This is a genomic window from Streptomyces sp. BF23-19 (assembly GCF_041106355.1).
Taxonomy (GTDB): Bacteria; Actinomycetota; Actinomycetes; order Streptomycetales; family Streptomycetaceae; genus Streptomyces; species Streptomyces virginiae_A.
Genome location: NZ_JBGBPT010000002.1, coordinates 203,003 through 218,519, shown reverse-complemented (window position 1 = coordinate 218,519; position 15,517 = coordinate 203,003). Strand labels below are relative to the sequence as shown.

Here is a 15,517-nt window from a genome sequence, read left to right as displayed (position 1 = left end):
GACGATCCCGTACGGGACCCGTGGCGGGACTCCATGCGCCTGGCGCTCCAGGAGGCCGCCCGGGCGGTGCCGGCCGGCGATGTGCCGGTCGGCGCCGTCGTGCTGGGCCCGGACGGGCGGATCCTCGCCACCGGGTACAACGAACGCGAGGCGACCGGTGACCCCACCGCGCACGCCGAGGTGGTGGCACTGCGCCGAGCGGCCGCCGAGCTCGGGGAATGGCGCCTGCCGGGGTGCACCCTCGTGGTAACCCTGGAGCCGTGCGTCATGTGCGCGGGCGCGCTCGTCCAGTCGCGGATCGCCCGGGTCGTCTACGGCGCGGACGACGAGAAGGCCGGCGCCGCCGGGTCGCTGTGGGACCTCGTACGGGACCGCAGGCTCAATCACCGTCCCGAGGTGATCCGCGGCGTCCTCGGCGACGAGTGCGCCCGGCAGCTGACGGACTTCTTCCGCGACCTCTGAGCCGGTCCGGGGGCGGGGCCCGAGGCCTAGGGGGTGGGAAAAGGGCTGCGTACGGCCACCGCGACGCCCCCGGACATACCGATTTCAGAGGATGGGGTTCCTTAGGCTAGGATCCATCTCGGTAGTGTGTCCGAGTGGCCGAAGGAGCTCGCCTCGAAAGCGAGTATGGGGCAACCCATCGGGGGTTCAAATCCCTCCACTACCGCTTCGATCGAGAGCCCCGACCCGCAAAGGTCGGGGCTCTCGGCGTATTCCGATCGCCTCTCCGGAGGACACCCGCGTGACCGCCCGCCCCTTCGGCCGTTGTCACGGCATGACCAAGACCCAGCGCATGCTCGCCGCCCTCGCCCTCGCGGGGGCCGCCGCGGGCCTCGCCGCACCCGCCGCCTCGGCCGCCCCGGTCTCCCCCCTCACCCTCCCGGACCTGCCGGCGGCCGCCCCGGGGATGCCGGCCGGGGCCCAGCCCACGTCCGTCCAGGAGATCGGGTCGCAGCTCAGCGCCGGCGCGAACCAGCTCAACGCCCTGATGGAGCTGCCGAACCAGCTGGCCCCCGTCATCGCGCCCGTCCAGCCCCTCACGGACCTGGCCGGCGGCCTGGAGTAGCCGGCCGCGCCCGAACCGGCTCCGCGCGGGCTCCGTACGGGCTCCGCACGCCTCCTGTGCGCCTCTCGTACGCCCCGAGCGCGCCCCGAGTGCGCCCCGACCCGCCTGAACACCCCGTACGCCCCCCGCAGGCCCCGGCGGCCGCGGTCGCGACGCGAAGAAGGCCCCGACCGGAGTCGGGACCTTCGACGGGTGGGACGGGGGAAGCGGCATCGGGGGACAAGCCACTTCCCCCGACGAGGACGGACCTGCCGGTCCGGGCCGCGCTCAGGGGGAAGCCCGCGGCCCGGACCCCGCAGCGAGGCCCTGTCCCTCACCCACCGGTTTCCTGCCAGAACCGGTGGGCTCCCATCCATCCTGCGGCCACCGCAACCGCCCCCTTCACGGCAAAGGGCCCGGAGTACCGGGTCATTGGTCCTTAAAGGACAGGTGAGTGTCCAATCTTGACCGGTTAGACTCACCCGACTTGCTCGGACCGGTTGGGGAGGCCGCCCGCACGTGGACACCAAGAAGCTCATCACGGGTGCCCTCACCGTGTTCGCCCTCTTCGTGATCATCACCCAACCGAAGAGAGCGGCCGAGATCGTGGAAATAGGCTTCCAGGGGATATCGGATGCCGCCTCCGGCATCGGCGAGTTCATGACCGAACTGGTGCGCTGACCCGTACGCTGAAGCGGTTCCCGGACTTCCGGCCCCCCACTCCGACGGGTGGGGGGCTTTTGTATACCCACCACTGGGCGTATTGCCCTGATATGCCCAACTTGCCACCAACACGGCGATATACGGTGCTTGCACACAGTGCACATCTCTTGTGATGCTATGACCGCTTTTGATGGATGAGAGTTGACCGAAGGGGTGGCGTGACCGTGCCGGCCAGTACTGCGCCTCAAGTGCCACCCCAGCAGGACCCCCAGGTACCGCCCCAGCCGGAGCCCCAGCGGGAACACCGCCCGGAGCCCCGCCAGGAGCCGCCCGAGGAGCCCCCGGTCGCGCCGAGACCCCCGAGCAGGGGCGCGGACACCCGAGCCCTCACCCAGGTCCTGTTCGGCCGGCTGAAGGGACTGGAGCCGGGCACCGGCGAGCACAGCCGGGTGCGCGGGGCCCTCATCGAGGCCAACCTCCCGCTCGTCCGGTACGCGGCCGCCCGGTTCCGCAGCCGCAACGAGCCGATGGAGGACGTGGTCCAGGTCGGCACCATCGGCCTGATCAACGCCATCGACCGGTTCGACCCGGACCGGGGCGTGCAGTTCCCGACCTTCGCGATGCCGACCGTCGTGGGCGAGATCAAGCGGTACTTCCGCGACAACGTCCGCACCGTCCACGTGCCGCGCCGGCTCCACGAGCTGTGGGTCCAGGTCAACGCCGCCACCGAGGACCTCACGACCCTCCACGGCCGCACCCCGACCACCGCCGAGATCGCCGAGCGGCTGCGCATCACCGAGGACGAGGTGCTGTCCTGCATCGAGGCCGGCCGCAGCTACCACGCGACCTCCCTGGAGGCCGCCCAGGAGGGCGACGGCATGCCCGGGCTGCTGGACCGCCTCGGCTACGAGGACCCGGAGCTGGCCGGGGTCGAGCACCGCGACCTCGTTCGGCATCTCCTCGTACAACTGCCCGAACGTGAGCAAAGGATCCTGCTCCTGCGGTACTACAACAACCTGACGCAGTCACAGATCAGCGTGGAGCTCGGCGTCTCCCAGATGCACGTCTCCCGACTCCTCGCCCGGAGCTTCGCCCGACTGAGATCCGCAAACAGGATCGAGGCGTAACCGGAACGAGTGGAGATCATTCACACGTTTCCCGACAGATCGGACTGATCGCCCTCCGACCTGCTCTGTCGCTGGAGATATATGTCGACATGGCGCTACAGCGCGTTGCCGACATGTGACATTCTGCGTGAACCGCGTTTGCCGCAGCCCCGCCTCCGGTATTCAGGTGGAGGCTGCGTTCCTCCGACGGGCGCGCAGTACGCGACCGTCCGCGACCTCAAGGGGGTGGCATGTCCGTAGACCAGGGCAGCTCCAAGGTGCTCACGCTCGTCAAGAGCGCTCCTGCGCCCACAGCACCTGTAGCGTCCGACCGCTCGGAAGCCATCGACACCCGCACCCTCTCCCGCTCCCTCTTCCTGCGGCTCGCCGCCCTGGATGCGGACAGCCCCGAACGGGCGTACGTACGCGACACCCTGATCGAGCTGAACCTGCCTCTGGTGCGCTACGCGGCCGCCCGATTCCGCAGCCGCAACGAACCGATGGAAGACATCGTCCAGGTCGGCACCATCGGCCTGATCAAGGCGATCGACCGCTTCGACTGCGAACGCGGCGTCGAGTTCCCGACGTTCGCGATGCCGACCGTCGTGGGCGAGATCAAGCGATTCTTTCGGGACACCTCCTGGTCCGTCCGCGTCCCGCGCCGGCTCCAGGAACTACGCCTGGCGCTGACCAAGGCCAGCGACGAGCTCGCCCAGAAGCTGGACCGCTCGCCGACCGTGCCGGAGCTCGCCGCCGTGCTCGGGGTCTCGGAGGAGGACGTCGTCGACGGCCTCGCCGTGGGCAACGCCTACACCGCCTCCTCGCTCGACTCGCCCTCACCCGAGGACGAGGGCGGCGAGGGCTCCCTCGCGGACCGCCTCGGCTACGAGGACACCGCACTGGAGGGCGTCGAGTACCGCGAGTCCCTGAAGCCGCTGCTCGCCAAACTCCCGCCCCGGGAACGGCAGATCATCATGCTGCGCTTCTTCGCGAACATGACCCAGTCGCAGATCGGCGAGGAGGTCGGCATCTCCCAGATGCACGTCTCCCGGCTGCTGACCCGCACCCTCGCGCAACTGCGCGTAGGCCTCATCGGGGAGTGATCCGGCGCCTCGCGCTTCCCAATTGACGATCCGTCAGGAAAACTGACGCGATGCGAAAGGGATCGCGAGGGGCCTCCGCCACCACCCTGCTCGCCCTGTGCTGCACGGCCGCCGCCGGCCTCACCGGCTGCGGCGGCCCGGCGCGGGACGGCTATGTCGCCGTGGGTGCCGCGGCCCCGGGCCCCGAACGGGGTGCGGGGGAGAACGTGGCACCGCGGGGTCAGGTGGAGTTCCAACAGCTCGGCGACCCGGACGCGGCGGCCGGATCCGCCCGGTCCGACACGACCTCCGGTACGTCGACCGGTCCCGCGGGATCCGCGCCCCCTGGCGGCTCCACCCCGGGCGGAGCCACGACCACCGACCCCGGCGGCTCCGCGGGCACCTCCGGCACCTTGCCGGGGCCGGGCCGGACCCCACCGTCCCCCGGCACACCCGGCACGCCGTCGACGCCGCCCGCCTCGACCTCGCCGGGCAGCCCGGGCACGCCGACGAGCCCGCCCGGCAAGCCCGGCACGACACCGCCGGCCCCGCCGTCCACACCGGCCCGGCTGGCGTTGTCCACGCCGGTCCGGTCGGCCGCGGCCGACCGCTGGTGCGAGCGGGTCACCGTGACCTTCACCAACACCGGAACCACCGCGGCCCGCGCGGGCACGGTCAGCTTCGCGACGCACATCATCGGAGCCCTCGGCATCGACTGGGCCACGATCACCACGAACCAGCCCCTGCCGACGCCGCTGGCGGGCGGGGCTTCGAAGACACAGACCTACACGGTGTGCGTGGAGTCCTGGCGGGTGCCGCTGGGCATGCACGTCGACACCCAGAAGGTCACCGCGACCTGGAGCTGAGCCGGGGCGAGGCGGGACGTCCCCGGGCGCCGGCCCGGGAGGTCGGTGCGGTCGGTGGCGTCGTTGCCATCAGCGCCGTCGTCGGCATCAGCGCCGTCGGTGCCGTGGTGCCGTCTTCGGCGTGGTGGCGTCAGTGCAGGACGACCCAGGCGGCCGCGCCGATGACGAGCACGAGGGCGATGATCAGCCCGACCTTCGCGGCCGGGTTCGAGGATCCCGACTGCTGCTGCTCGGCGCGGCGCTGCTGACGGGATCCGGGACCCGCCTGGCGGGCCGGTGCGGCCTCCTCGACGAAGGCCTTGAACATCTGCGTGCTGCCCGCGGGGTCGTAGTTGCCCTCGGGGACCTGTGAGTTGTGGTTGTCAGCCATGGAGCAGGACCCTAGCCGGTTTTCCGATTCCTTTACCGCCCCACCCCCCGGATTCATTTGCCTGTAGCAACCATGCGCTTCTATGGTTGCCTCAAGCAACAAGATGGGGGAGACCCGGTGACGACCGCGCAGACAGCTCCGACCCTGCGGAGCGCCCCGCCCGCACCGCCCGCGCAGACGGCGCAGACGGCGCCGACCGCTCCGTACGCGGAGCTGGCCCGCCAGCTCACCGGAATCGGCGCGGTCAAGCGCGAGCTCGCCCGCAGCCTGCCTCCGGACTGCCCGCCCGGCGCCGCCGCCGTCCTGACCCTGCTCGACCGACACGGGGAGATGCGGCTGAGCCGGCTGACCGAGTTCATGGGGGTCGACATCTCCGTGACCAGCCGGCACGTCACGCACATCGCCGACCGCGGCTGGATCGAGCGCGAGACCGACCCGGGCGACGGGCGCTGCCGGATCCTGCGGCTCACCCCGGCCGGGCGGGCGCTCCTCGCCGAGCTCGGCGCCCGTTACACGGCCTCGCTGGAGAGATCCCTCCGCGACTGGTCCGCCCAGGACATCGACGTACTGAACACCCTGCTGGCCCGACTCCGATCGAGCTTCTAGACAAAGGAAAGACATGGCCCAGTCGGAGACGACGACCGACCACCCGCCCACGTCCGCGGCCACTTCCGTGACCATGACCCACCCACAGATCATGAAGGCGCTGTCCGGGCTGATGCTCGGCATGTTCGTGGCGATCCTGTCGTCCACGATCGTCTCCAACGCCCTCCCCCAGATCATCGGCGACCTCGGCGGCACCCAGTCCTCGTACACCTGGGTGGTCACCGCCGCCCTGCTGTCGATGACGGCCGCCACCCCGCTGTGGGGCAAGCTGTCCGACCTCTTCAGCAAGAAGCTGCTCGTCCAGATATCCCTCGTGATCTACGTCCTCGGCTCCGTGGTCGCGGGCCTGTCCCAGAACACCGGCACGCTGATCGCCTGCCGCGTGGTCCAGGGCATCGGCGTCGGCGGCCTCTCCGCCCTGGCGCAGATCGTGATGGCCGCGATGATCTCCCCGCGCGAGCGCGGCCGGTACAGCGGCTACCTGGGCGCGGTCTTCGCCGTCGCCACCGTCGGCGGCCCGCTGCTGGGCGGTGTCATCACCGACACCGAGTGGCTGGGCTGGCGCTGGTGCTTCTACGTCGGCGTGCCGTTCGCGATCATCGCGCTGATCGTGCTCCAGCGCACCCTGCACCTCCCGGTCGTGCGCCGCGACGTCAAGGTCGACTGGCTGGGCGCCTTCCTGATCAGCGGCGCCGTCTCGCTGCTGCTGATCTGGGTCACGCAGGCCGGCGACTCCTACGAGTGGATCTCCTGGCAGACCTGGGCGATGACGGGCGGCGCGGTGCTGCTCGGCCTGCTGTTCGTCCTCGTCGAGTCCCGCGCGAGCGACCCGATCATCCCGCTGCGCCTGTTCCGCAACAAGACCATCACCCTGGCCTCGGCGGCCTCCCTGTTCGTCGGCATCGCGATGTTCTCGGGGACCGTGTTTTTCAGCCAGTTCTTCCAGTTGGCCCGCGGTGAGTCCCCGACGATGTCCGGAATCCTCACGATTCCGATGATCGCCGGCCTCTTCGTCTCCTCCACGGTTTCCGGTCAGGTGATCACCAAGACCGGTAGGTGGAAGGCCTGGCTCGTCTCCGGCGGCGTCCTGCTGACGGCCGGTCTGGGTCTGCTGGGCACCCTGCGCCACGACACCCCGTACTGGCACATCGCGATCTACATGGCGCTGACCGGTCTCGGTCTCGGCATGATGATGCAGAACCTGGTCCTCGCCACCCAGAACCAGGTGGCCCCGGAGGACCTGGGCGCGGCCAGCTCGGTCGTCACCTTCTTCCGCTCCCTCGGCGGCGCCATGGGCGTCTCCGCGCTGGGCGCGGTCATGGCCCACCGGGTCACGCACTACGTCCAGGACGGCCTCGCCGCCCTCGGCCCGAAGGCCGCGGCCCTCGGCCACGGCGGCACCGCCGGGGGCGGGATCCCCGATCTCGACAAGCTGCCCGCGCCGTTCCGCGAGGTCATCGAGTCCGCGTACGGGCACGGCGTCGGCGACGTCTTCCTCTACGCCGCCCCGTTCGCGCTGCTCGGACTGGTCCTGGTGGTGTTCATCAAGGAGGTCGCCCTGAAGTCGAAGCCGGCGGCCCACGCCCCGGCGGCGTCGAACGAGCCGGCCCCCGCCGAGACGGTCGTCAAGGCCTAGCCCTGGGCCTGGGCCGCGCCGCTCCGGCCGGCCGGAGCCTTGGCCTCGATACCCGCGATCAGGATGTCGAGCGCGAGACAGAAGTCGCCCTCCGGCGCCCGCCGAACCGTCCCCCCGCAGCCGTGCAGGAACTGCGAGACGGCCAGGTGGGCGCCGGTGCGTGCGGCGTCCACCAGGCCGGTGGCGTCCAGCAGCCGCTGAAGGGCGGCGTCGAAGGCCCGCGCGTGCGGGCCGATGTTCGGATACGCGGCGGTGAGCGGAGCCAGCCACGGGTGGTCCGCCAGCACCCGCCGGTAGCCGCGGGCCAGCGCCTTCAGCCGCCCCGGCCAACCCGCGTCGCCGCTCTCCGCCGTGCTCTCCGTGCCCTCAGCCGTCTCGGGTGGCAGTTCCAGTTCGCCCAGGGCGCTGTCGAGAGCGAGTTCGAGCAGATCCTGCTTGGTGTCCACGTACCAGTACAGGGACATCGCGGTCACCCCGAGCCCGGCGGCGAGCCGCCGCATCGAGAACCGGGCCAGCCCGTCGGCGTCGAGCAACCGCACGGTGGCGGCGGTGATCCGCTCCCGGTCCAACCCTGAGGGTGCCTCGCTGCGGCGTCTGGCGGGTGCGGCGGGCCTGGCGGCCAGCCACACACTGGTGCGGGTCTCGCCGGGATCGGCCGCGGTCACCATGCAGGCACCCTCCTCACGACAGGTGGATCAGCCCGGAATGCCCGGTCCGCCCTCTTGATGCTAGGGGGTGTCGTGTCGTCAGGGCGGATCAGGCACCGACCACCGCGAGCCCGGCCGGATCGGTGGGGCACCACCGATCCGGCCCGATCGGGCAGGGCTGCCCGGTGCCGTGAGACCTGGTCAGCTCGTCGGAGCCGTCAGGTCGTAGAAGGTGGCTCCGCCGATCGTGGACGCCTTGAAGGTGGCCTTGATCCAGGTCTCGATGTCCGAGCTCGTTCCCCCGCCCGGGCCGCCACGACCGCCGCCCTGGCCGCCGCCACCGCCACCGCCCATGCCGCCCTCGGCGGCGCCGGCCGCGTCGGTGCTCGTGCCCTGGCCGATGAACCAGTGGATCTTCCCGTCCCGCACGTACTGCTGGAACTGCTCCAGGGTCGGCGAGGGGTCGCTTCCGTTGAAGCCACCGATCGGCATGACGGGCGCACCGGAGGCCAGCTGGTAACTCGCCGCGTTCTGGGAGCCGACGGCGGCCGCCGCCCACGTGTACGTGTCGGCGTCGGTGGTGAGGGCCTTCTTGGCCTCGGCGCTCACCCGGGCGCCGTTCAGCAGGCCCCCCGGACCGCCCTGGCCGCCGCCGAACCGCTCGCCACCGCGTCCGCCCTGGCCGCCGAGGCCCTGCGGCATTCCGCCCTGAGCACCCCGGCCACCCTGGCCCTGCGTGTGCGCGCCCTGCGGCGGGAAGCCGCCCTGCCGGCCGACGCCCTGCCGGCCACCGTTCTGCTGCCCGCCCGGGCCGCCCGGGAGCATCTCCCCGGGTCCGCCCGCACCGCCGGGTCCGCCCATCATCCCGCCGGGGCCGCCCCGGCCTCCCGCCACCGCCGGTCCGGCGGTCACGATGGAGCCGGTGTGCGCGGTGCTCACGGTGGTCAAGCAGTACGCGAACGGACCGGCCAGCGCCGCCGCCACGCCCAGCGCCGCCGTGGCCTGCAGCGCCCGGCGCCCGGCCCGCGCCGCGAACGGCAGCGCGGCCGCGGCGAGCAGCCCACCCACCAGCACCGCCCAGCGCAGCCACGGCAGATAGCCGGTGGCGCGGCCGAGCAGCACGAACGACCAGACCGCCGTCAGGGCGAGCGTGCCGGACAGGGTGATCGCGGCGGCCTTGCCGCCCCGCTCCTCCCACAGCACGGCGGCACCCATGCCGATCAGCGCCGCCACGAACGGGGCCAGCGCCACGGTGTAGTACTCGTGGAAGATGCCCTGCATGTAGCTGAAGACGACCGCGGTGATCAGCAGCGAGCCGCCCCAGGCCAGGAAGGCCGCCCGGGCCATGCCCTCCAGCGAGTCCGTGGCACGGCGGGCCCGCCAGGTGATCACCAGACCGGCCACCAGCAGCACCAGGGCCGCCGGCAGCAGCCAGGAGATCTGCCCGCCGATGTTGCCCGAGAAGAGCCGGTCGATGCCGGTCTCTCCCCAGCCTCCGCCACCGCCTCCGCCGGCGCCGCCCCGGCCGCCACCGCCCACGCTGCCGGTCTCGTTGCCGTTGATCCGGCCCAGGCCGTTGTAGCCGAGGGTCAGTTCCAGGAAGGAATTGTTCTGCGAGCCGCCGATGTACGGGCGGGACGACGCCGGCCACAGTTCTACGATCGCGACCCACCAGCCGCCGGCCACCACCATCGCGAGCCCCGCCAGCAGCAGCTGGCCCAGCCGCTTGCGCAGCCGGGTGGGCGCGCAGACGGCGTACAGCAGGGCCAGCGGCGGCAGGATGACGAAGGCCTGCAGGGTCTTGGTGAGGAAGGCGAAGCCGACCGCCACCCCGGCCCAGACCAGCCACCGGGTGCGGGCACCGTCGAGGGCGCGCACCACGCAGTACACGGTGACGGTCAGCAGCAGGGTCAGCAGCGCGTCGGGGTTGTTGAAGCGGAACATCAGCGCGGCCACGGGCGTCAGCGCGAAGGCGGCGCCGCTCAGCAGACCGGCCCCGGGACCGAACTGGCGGCGCACGGCCGCGTACAGGACACCGGTGGTCGCGACGCCCATCAGGGCCTGCGGTACGAGAATCTGCCAGGCGCCGAGCCCGAAGAGCCGGACGGACAGCATCATCGGCCACAGCGACGCCGGGGGCTTGTCGACGGTGATGGAGTTCCCGGCGTCGGAGGAGCCGAAGAAGAAGGCCTTCCAACTCTCGCTGCCCGCCTGTACGGCGGCGGAGTAGAAGGAGTTGGCGTAGCCGGAGGAGCCGAGGTCCCACAGGAGCAGGGCGGCGGTGGCGATCAGCAGACCGGCCAGGGAGGGGAGTTCCCAGCGGGGACGGTCGACCGCGTGGTGGCCGGTACCGGCGCGGGCCTCGGGGACCGGGAAGAGCGAGGGTGCTGCCGTGGTCATCGGATGTCGTCCTTCACGTTCACGGGAGTGTCGCGCCGCTCGGGGAAGACCCAGGCGCGGAAGAGCAGGAAGCGCAGCACGGTGGCGGCGAGGTTGGCGGTGATCAGCACGGCCAGTTCGGTGCTGTGCGCGGGATCGGCGGTGGCCGCCCCGAGCGCGGCGAGGGAGCCGCTGGTGAGGGCCAGTCCGATGCCGAACACCACGAGGCCCTGGGCCTGGTGGCGCACGGCCCGGTCCCGGCCGCGCACCCCGAAGGTGAGCCGGCGGTTGGCGGCGGTGTTGGCGATCGCGGAGAGCAGCAGCGCGGCGCCGTTGGCGAACTGCGGACCGGTCCCGGCGCGGAAGGCGGAGTAAAGGAGCAGGTAGAGGACGGTGGACAGCGCTCCGACGGCGCAGAAGCCGAGCAGCTGGCGGGCGAGTCCGCCTTCCACTTCGGGCAGTGCGGCGCGGTCGCGCGGATCGTCGCCGAAGGGGCGGGCGAGCCGGTCCAACGGAAGCGCGCCGACCGCCAGTGCCCGGCCCACGCGCCAGACGCCCTTGAGGTCCTCGGTGGCGGTCCGGACGATGTGGACGGTGGAGTCGGGGTCGTCGACCCAGTCCACCGGCACCTCGTGGATCCGCAGTCCGGCGCGTTCGGCGAGCACGAGCAGCTCGGTGTCGAAGAACCAGCCCGTGTCCTCCACCAGCGGCAGCAGCCGCTCGGCGACCTCGCGCCGGATCGCCTTGAAGCCGCACTGCGCGTCGCTGAACCGGGCGGCGAGCGAGGACCGCAGCAGGAGGTTGTAGGCGCGCGAGATGAACTCCCGCTTCGCGCCCCGTACCACCCGTGAGGACCGGGCCAGACGGGTGCCGATGGCGAGGTCGGAGTGGCCGGAGACCAGCGGCGCGACCAGCGGCAGCAGGGCGTTGAGGTCGGTGGAGAGGTCCACGTCCATGTAGGCGAGGACGGGGGCGTCGGAAGCGGACCACACCTGACGCAGGGCCCTGCCCCGGCCCTTCTCCTCCAGCCGGGTGCTGCGTACGCCGTCCAGTGCGGCGGCGAGCCCGCGCGCGACCTCGGGGGTGCGGTCGGTGCTCGCGTTGTCGGCGACCGTGATCCGGAAGGGGTAGGGGAAGGTCCGGGTGAGGTGCTCGTGCAGTCTGCGGACGCACGGGCCGAGGTCCTTCTCCTCGTTGAAGACGGGGATCACCACGTCGAGGACGGGCTCGCCGGGCACGAGCGCGAGGGGCGCCCTTGCCGGAAGGGCCCCGGGAGAGGTGTCGGTTCGCATGGTCCGACACTCGCGGGGCGCCCTGTCACCGCTGTGTGCTGAGCCTGTGCCCTGCCTGTGAGTCCGGCCGGTCCGGTCGCGCGTGCGGCAGCAGGACCTCGAAGCAGGTCCGTCCGGGCTCGCTCCGTACGTCGACCCGCCCGCCGTGCGCCGTGACCACGGCCTGGACGATGGCCAGCCCGAGGCCGGTGGAACCGGCCACGCGGGAGCGGGAGGCGTCACCGCGGGCGAAGCGCTCGAAGACACGGGGGAGCAGGTCGGGGGCGATCCCTGGCCCGTCGTCCTCGATCCGCAGCCGGACGGCGGATGTTTCACGTGAAACGCGCGCGGTGACGGTAGTGCCCGGAGGGGTGTGCGTACGGGCGTTGGCGAGCAGGTTCACCAGCACCTGCTGGATCCGGGCCGGGTCGGCCCGGACAGGGGCCGGCTCCTCGGGCAGGCTCAGGCGCCAGTGGTGCTCGGGGCCCGCGGCCCGGGCGTCGCTGACGGCGTCGACGACGAGCGGCGCCAAGTCGGTTTCGGCGTCGCCGGTGGACAGCGGGCGGCCCGCGTCGAGCCGGGCCAGCAGCAGGAGGTCCTCGACCAGGCCGGTCATCCGGGTGGCCTCGGACTCGATCCGGCCGAGGGCGTGCCGGGTGTCGGGGCCGGGCTCCTCGCGGCCCCGGCGGGTCAGTTCGGCGTAGCCGCGGATGGAGGCCAGCGGGGTGCGCAGCTCGTGGCTGGCGTCGGCGACGAACTGGCGGACCCGCATCTCGCTCTGCTGGCGGGCGGTGAGGGCGGAGGAGACATGGCCCAGCATCCGATTGAGTGCCGCGCCGACCTGGCCCACTTCGGTGCGGGGGTCGGCCTCGGCGTCCGGGACCCGCTCGTGGAGGGCGGGCTCACCCTTGTGCAGCGGGAGTTCGGAGACCCGGGTGGCGGTGGCGGCCACCCGGCGCAGCGGGCGCAGGGCGACCCCGACCAGGGCCTGCCCGGCGAGGGAGGCCGCGATCAACCCGGCCAGCGTGACGCACAGCTCCACCCCGACCAGGGTGCGCACGGTGGAGTCGACGTCACCCAGCGGGAAGGCGAGGGCGAGGCTCCCGTCGGGCGCGATCCGCACCCGGTAGCTGCCGAGGCCCGGAAGCTCCGTGTCCACCGGCCCGGGCGCGCCCTGCGTGGCCGTGCGGGCGGCCTTGGCGGCCTGGGCGAGGGCTTTGCCCTGGGCCTCGGTGAGCGGCGGCGCCTGGTCGGCCGACCATCCGTCGACGCGGGCGTTGCGGGCGGTCCCGAGCACGGTCCCGGCGGGATCGAAGCGCATGCCGGCGGCGTCCAGCGGGCTGCCGGGAGCCATGACGAAGCCGGCGCTGTTCTCCCGGGCCAGCTTCCCGCCGGGCGCCCGGACGGCCATCCTCACGGCCGTCTTCAGCTGCTCGTCGAGCTCGGTGACCAGGTACGAGCGCAGGGCGAAGGTGGTGACGGTCCCGATGGCCGCACCTACCACGGCGATCAGGGCGACCGCCGAGACGACGAGCCGGGTGCGCAGGGACCAGGGCCGGCGTCCGCGCGGCCGCCGTTTCGTGCGCAGGGCCACTACTCGGACGTCTTGGCCGACTCGGCCGACTCGGCCGACTCGGCCGGCTTGATCAGGTATCCGGCGCCGCGTCGGGTGTGGATCATCGGCGGCATACCGAGGCCGCTCTCCAGCTTCCTGCGCAGGTAGGAGATGTAGAGCTCGACCACATTGGCCTGACCGCCGAAGTCGTAGGACCACACCCGGTCCAGGATCTGCGCCTTGCTCAGCACGCGCCGGGGGTTGCGCATCAGGTAGCGCAGCAGCTCGAACTCGGTGGCGGTCAGGTGGATCTCCCGGGTGCCCCGCACCACCTCGTGGCTGTCCTCGTCCAGCCGCAGATCGCCGACGGCCAGCACCGAACCGCCGCGCGCGGCCTGCGCCGCCCCGGAGCGCCGGACGAGGCCCCGCAGCCGGGCCACGACCTCCTCCAGGCTGAAGGGCTTGGTGACGTAGTCGTCGCCGCCGGCCGTGAGGCCCGCGATCCGGTCCTCCAGCGAGTCCTTGGCCGTCAGGAACAGCACGGGGACCTGGGGGATCTCCCGGCGCAGCCGGCCGAGGACGGTCAGGCCGTCCATGTCGGGAAGCATGATGTCGAGGACGACCACGTCGGGCCGGAACTCCCGCGCCGCCCGCACCGCGCCCGCCCCGTCGCCGGCACTGCGGACCTCGCAGCCCTCGTAGCGCAGGGCCATGGACAGCAGCTCGGAGAGCGAGGCCTCGTCGTCGACGACGAGTACCCGGCAGGGCCCGCCGTCGGGCCGCACCAGGGCCGTGGGGTGGTTGGTGGACGTGGACGCATGGGAGGTGGTCGTCGCAGTCATACCGAACACGCTGTCCGGCGCCTCTGAGAGCGTTCTTGTGCCTTCCTGTGAATTTCCTGAGAAAGGGAATCCGGGGAAGGGGGCGGGACACCGGGGCCGGACGCCGGAGCCGGGCCCGGGCCGGGGCGTCAGCCGTCGAGGCGGAACAGCCGGGCTCCGTTGTCGTGGCAGACCGCTCGCAGCCAGTCGTCGCCGAGGCCGAGCCGTTCGAGCGCGGCGAGCTGGTGCTCGTAGGGATAGGGGATGTTCGGGAAGTCGGTGCCGAGGAGGATCCGGTCGCCGAGGTCCGCGAGGCGTCCGAGGTCCCCGGGCGGGAAGCCGCACATCTGCTCGGAGAAGTCGGTGAAGGCCATGGTGGTGTCCAGGCGCACCTCGGCGTACCGGTCGGCGAGGTCGAGGAAATCCGTGTACTCGGGCATGCCCATGTGGGCGATGACCAGCGGCAGCCTCGGGTGGCGGGCCAGCAGCCGGGCGATCGGCTCGGGTCCGGTGTGCTTGCCCGGGACGGGGCCGGAGGCGCAGTGGATCACGATCGGCAGGCCGGCCTCGGCGAGCAGCCCCCAGACGGGGTCGAGCCGGTCGTCGTTCGGGTCGTAGCCGCCGACCTGGAGATGCGACTTGAAGATCCGGGCCCCGGACTCGACGGCCTGGCGAACGTACGCGCTCACGCCCTTCTCCGGGAAGAACGTCGCGGTGTGCAGGCAGTCGGGGGTGCGGGCGGCGAAATCGGCGGACCAGGCGTTGAGCCAGGCGGCCATCGCCGGCTTGTGCGGGTAGAGCATGGCCGTGAAGGCGCGGACCCCGAACTCCCGCAGGAGCGCGACGCGCTGCTCCTCCTCGTGCCGGTAGGTGATGGGCCACTCGACACCCGTCAGCGGGCCGACCGCGTCGAAGTAGTCCCACACCTTGTCCAGGACCCGCTCGGGCATGAAGTGGGTGTGGACGTCGACCAGTCCGGGCAGCCCGAGCCGCTCCCGGAAGGCGCGGACGGCCTCAACCGTTGCGGACAAAGCCGTGGCTCCGTTCGACCGTCGCGACGTGCAGGGTGTAGCTCTCGTACCAGTCGGAGCGGCCCTGCTTCATGGCCGCCTGGTGCTCAAGGTCCTTGCGCCACGCGGTGAGGGACTCGTGGTCGCGGAAGTAGGCGACGGTGATGCCCAGGCCCCCGGGGGTGCGCGCGGACTCGTAACCGAGGTAGCCCGGGTTCGTCCGGACGATCTCCTTCATCCGCGCGAGGGTCTCGGGGTATCCGCTGTCGTCGTCGGTCCTGATGTTGCTGAAAACGGCCATGACATAAGGCGGTTCGAAGGCCGGTACGGGCTGAGTGGTCATGTCGAACACCCTCGGCGGAGCGCCCCCGGCATGTCCACCGGAATCGGCCCCGGAAGGCCAAAGGGATCCAAGTTTTGACCATGGCCGCCACGATCGGAACCGTGCTCCGCTCCGTGC

At 72.0% G+C, this 15,517-nt stretch carries 16 protein-coding genes and 1 tRNA gene; 9 read left to right on the top strand and 8 right to left on the bottom strand.

All coding sequences use genetic code 11. The features are described 5' to 3' along the window. Positions 1-33 precede the first annotated feature (33 nt). The 7 genes from tadA (at position 34) to AB8A24_RS02200 (ending at position 4,762) form a co-directional block, all read left to right on the top strand. Positions 34-462, top strand: a complete 429-nt coding sequence (gene tadA, locus AB8A24_RS02230) for a tRNA adenosine(34) deaminase TadA (protein WP_328965920.1) — start codon at positions 34-36, stop codon at positions 460-462. Positions 463-582: 120 nt separating this feature from the next. Beyond that, positions 583-667, top strand: a tRNA-Ser gene (locus tag AB8A24_RS02225). Between the two features lie 108 nt (positions 668-775). Further along, on the top strand, positions 776-1,066 hold the full coding sequence (locus AB8A24_RS02220) for a hypothetical protein (protein ID WP_158781067.1): 291 nt from the start codon (positions 776-778) through the stop codon (positions 1,064-1,066). A 498-nt stretch (positions 1,067-1,564) separates the two neighbouring features. Then, positions 1,565-1,726: a hypothetical protein gene (locus tag AB8A24_RS02215; RefSeq protein WP_167745563.1), complete on the top strand. Its 162-nt coding sequence runs from the start codon at positions 1,565-1,567 to the stop codon at positions 1,724-1,726. A gap of 176 nt (positions 1,727-1,902) precedes the next feature. Beyond that, entirely contained in the window at positions 1,903-2,835 is a 933-nt protein-coding gene (locus AB8A24_RS02210) for an RNA polymerase sigma factor SigF (RefSeq protein WP_106971460.1), read from the top strand. Positions 2,836-3,065: 230 nt separating this feature from the next. Next, positions 3,066-3,917: an RNA polymerase sigma factor SigF gene (locus tag AB8A24_RS02205; RefSeq protein ID WP_033223368.1), complete on the top strand. Its 852-nt coding sequence runs from the start codon at positions 3,066-3,068 to the stop codon at positions 3,915-3,917. A gap of 50 nt (positions 3,918-3,967) precedes the next feature. Continuing rightward, a complete protein-coding gene (locus AB8A24_RS02200; protein ID WP_369474423.1) occupies positions 3,968-4,762 on the top strand; it encodes a hypothetical protein in 795 nt (264 codons plus the stop codon). 130 nt (positions 4,763-4,892) lie between these two features. On the opposite strand, the gene AB8A24_RS02195 is transcribed toward AB8A24_RS02200, so the two are convergent. Then, entirely contained in the window at positions 4,893-5,132 is a 240-nt protein-coding gene (locus AB8A24_RS02195; RefSeq protein ID WP_266383397.1) for a hypothetical protein, read from the bottom strand. 213 nt (positions 5,133-5,345) lie between these two features. On the opposite strand from AB8A24_RS02195, the gene AB8A24_RS02190 reads away from it, so the two are divergent. Together AB8A24_RS02190 and AB8A24_RS02185 are read left to right on the top strand one after the other, a co-directional pair. Further along, positions 5,346-5,738: a MarR family transcriptional regulator gene (locus AB8A24_RS02190; protein WP_328965919.1), complete on the top strand. Its 393-nt coding sequence runs from the start codon at positions 5,346-5,348 to the stop codon at positions 5,736-5,738. Positions 5,739-5,751: 13 nt separating this feature from the next. Next, complete coding sequence (locus AB8A24_RS02185) at positions 5,752-7,374, top strand: MDR family MFS transporter (RefSeq protein ID WP_328962642.1); 1,623 nt, start codon at positions 5,752-5,754, stop codon at positions 7,372-7,374. Here the strand turns inward: AB8A24_RS02185 and AB8A24_RS02180 are convergent. The 7 genes from AB8A24_RS02180 to AB8A24_RS02150 all read right to left on the bottom strand — a co-directional run bounded on the left by AB8A24_RS02180 (position 7,371) and on the right by AB8A24_RS02150 (position 15,400). After that, entirely contained in the window at positions 7,371-8,042 is a 672-nt protein-coding gene (locus tag AB8A24_RS02180; RefSeq protein ID WP_369474421.1) for a TetR/AcrR family transcriptional regulator, read from the bottom strand. The genes AB8A24_RS02185 and AB8A24_RS02180 overlap by 4 nt on opposite strands. Before the next feature lie 180 nt (positions 8,043-8,222). Next, positions 8,223-10,421, bottom strand: a complete 2,199-nt coding sequence (locus tag AB8A24_RS02175; RefSeq protein WP_369474419.1) for an ArnT family glycosyltransferase — start codon at positions 10,419-10,421, stop codon at positions 8,223-8,225. Further along, on the bottom strand, positions 10,418-11,692 hold the full coding sequence (locus AB8A24_RS02170) for a bifunctional glycosyltransferase family 2/GtrA family protein (RefSeq protein WP_328962639.1): 1,275 nt from the start codon (positions 11,690-11,692) through the stop codon (positions 10,418-10,420). Before AB8A24_RS02170 ends, AB8A24_RS02175 begins: the two co-directional genes overlap by 4 nt. 25 nt (positions 11,693-11,717) lie before the next feature. Continuing rightward, positions 11,718-13,265 carry a sensor histidine kinase gene (locus tag AB8A24_RS02165; RefSeq protein ID WP_369474417.1) on the bottom strand — a complete coding sequence of 516 codons (1,548 nt, stop codon included), beginning with the start codon at positions 13,263-13,265 and terminating at the stop codon, positions 11,718-11,720. Next, entirely contained in the window at positions 13,265-14,068 is an 804-nt protein-coding gene (locus AB8A24_RS02160) for a response regulator transcription factor (protein ID WP_369474415.1), read from the bottom strand. Before AB8A24_RS02160 ends, AB8A24_RS02165 begins: the two co-directional genes overlap by 1 nt. Positions 14,069-14,196: 128 nt before the next feature. Further along, positions 14,197-15,078, bottom strand: coding sequence for an amidohydrolase family protein (locus AB8A24_RS02155; protein WP_369474413.1), 882 nt, complete (start codon positions 15,076-15,078; stop codon positions 14,197-14,199). After that, a complete protein-coding gene (locus AB8A24_RS02150; RefSeq protein ID WP_266383378.1) occupies positions 15,062-15,400 on the bottom strand; it encodes an antibiotic biosynthesis monooxygenase in 339 nt (112 codons plus the stop codon). The genes AB8A24_RS02155 and AB8A24_RS02150 overlap by 17 nt, the downstream gene beginning before the upstream one ends. Between the last annotated feature and the right edge of the window lie 117 nt (positions 15,401-15,517).

What these genes read in the sequence shown, in the direction of transcription:
- tadA (WP_328965920.1), top strand. Translation starts at nt 34, where the DNA reads ATGCGCCTGGCGCTCCAGGAGGCCGCCCGGGCGGTGCCGGCCGGCGAT.
- AB8A24_RS02220 (WP_158781067.1), top strand. Translation starts at nt 776, where the DNA reads ATGACCAAGACCCAGCGCATGCTCGCCGCCCTCGCCCTCGCGGGGGCC.
- AB8A24_RS02210 (WP_106971460.1), top strand. Translation starts at nt 1,903, where the DNA reads ATGAGAGTTGACCGAAGGGGTGGCGTGACCGTGCCGGCCAGTACTGCG.
- AB8A24_RS02205 (WP_033223368.1), top strand. Translation starts at nt 3,066, where the DNA reads ATGTCCGTAGACCAGGGCAGCTCCAAGGTGCTCACGCTCGTCAAGAGC.
- AB8A24_RS02200 (WP_369474423.1), top strand. Translation starts at nt 3,968, where the DNA reads ATGCGAAAGGGATCGCGAGGGGCCTCCGCCACCACCCTGCTCGCCCTG.
- AB8A24_RS02195 (WP_266383397.1), bottom strand. Translation starts at nt 5,132, where the DNA reads ATGGCTGACAACCACAACTCACAGGTCCCCGAGGGCAACTACGACCCC.
- AB8A24_RS02185 (WP_328962642.1), top strand. Translation starts at nt 5,752, where the DNA reads ATGGCCCAGTCGGAGACGACGACCGACCACCCGCCCACGTCCGCGGCC.
- AB8A24_RS02180 (WP_369474421.1), bottom strand. Translation starts at nt 8,042, where the DNA reads ATGGTGACCGCGGCCGATCCCGGCGAGACCCGCACCAGTGTGTGGCTG.
- AB8A24_RS02175 (WP_369474419.1), bottom strand. Translation starts at nt 10,421, where the DNA reads ATGACCACGGCAGCACCCTCGCTCTTCCCGGTCCCCGAGGCCCGCGCC.
- AB8A24_RS02170 (WP_328962639.1), bottom strand. Translation starts at nt 11,692, where the DNA reads ATGCGAACCGACACCTCTCCCGGGGCCCTTCCGGCAAGGGCGCCCCTC.
- AB8A24_RS02160 (WP_369474415.1), bottom strand. Translation starts at nt 14,068, where the DNA reads ATGACTGCGACGACCACCTCCCATGCGTCCACGTCCACCAACCACCCC.
- AB8A24_RS02150 (WP_266383378.1), bottom strand. Translation starts at nt 15,400, where the DNA reads ATGACCACTCAGCCCGTACCGGCCTTCGAACCGCCTTATGTCATGGCC.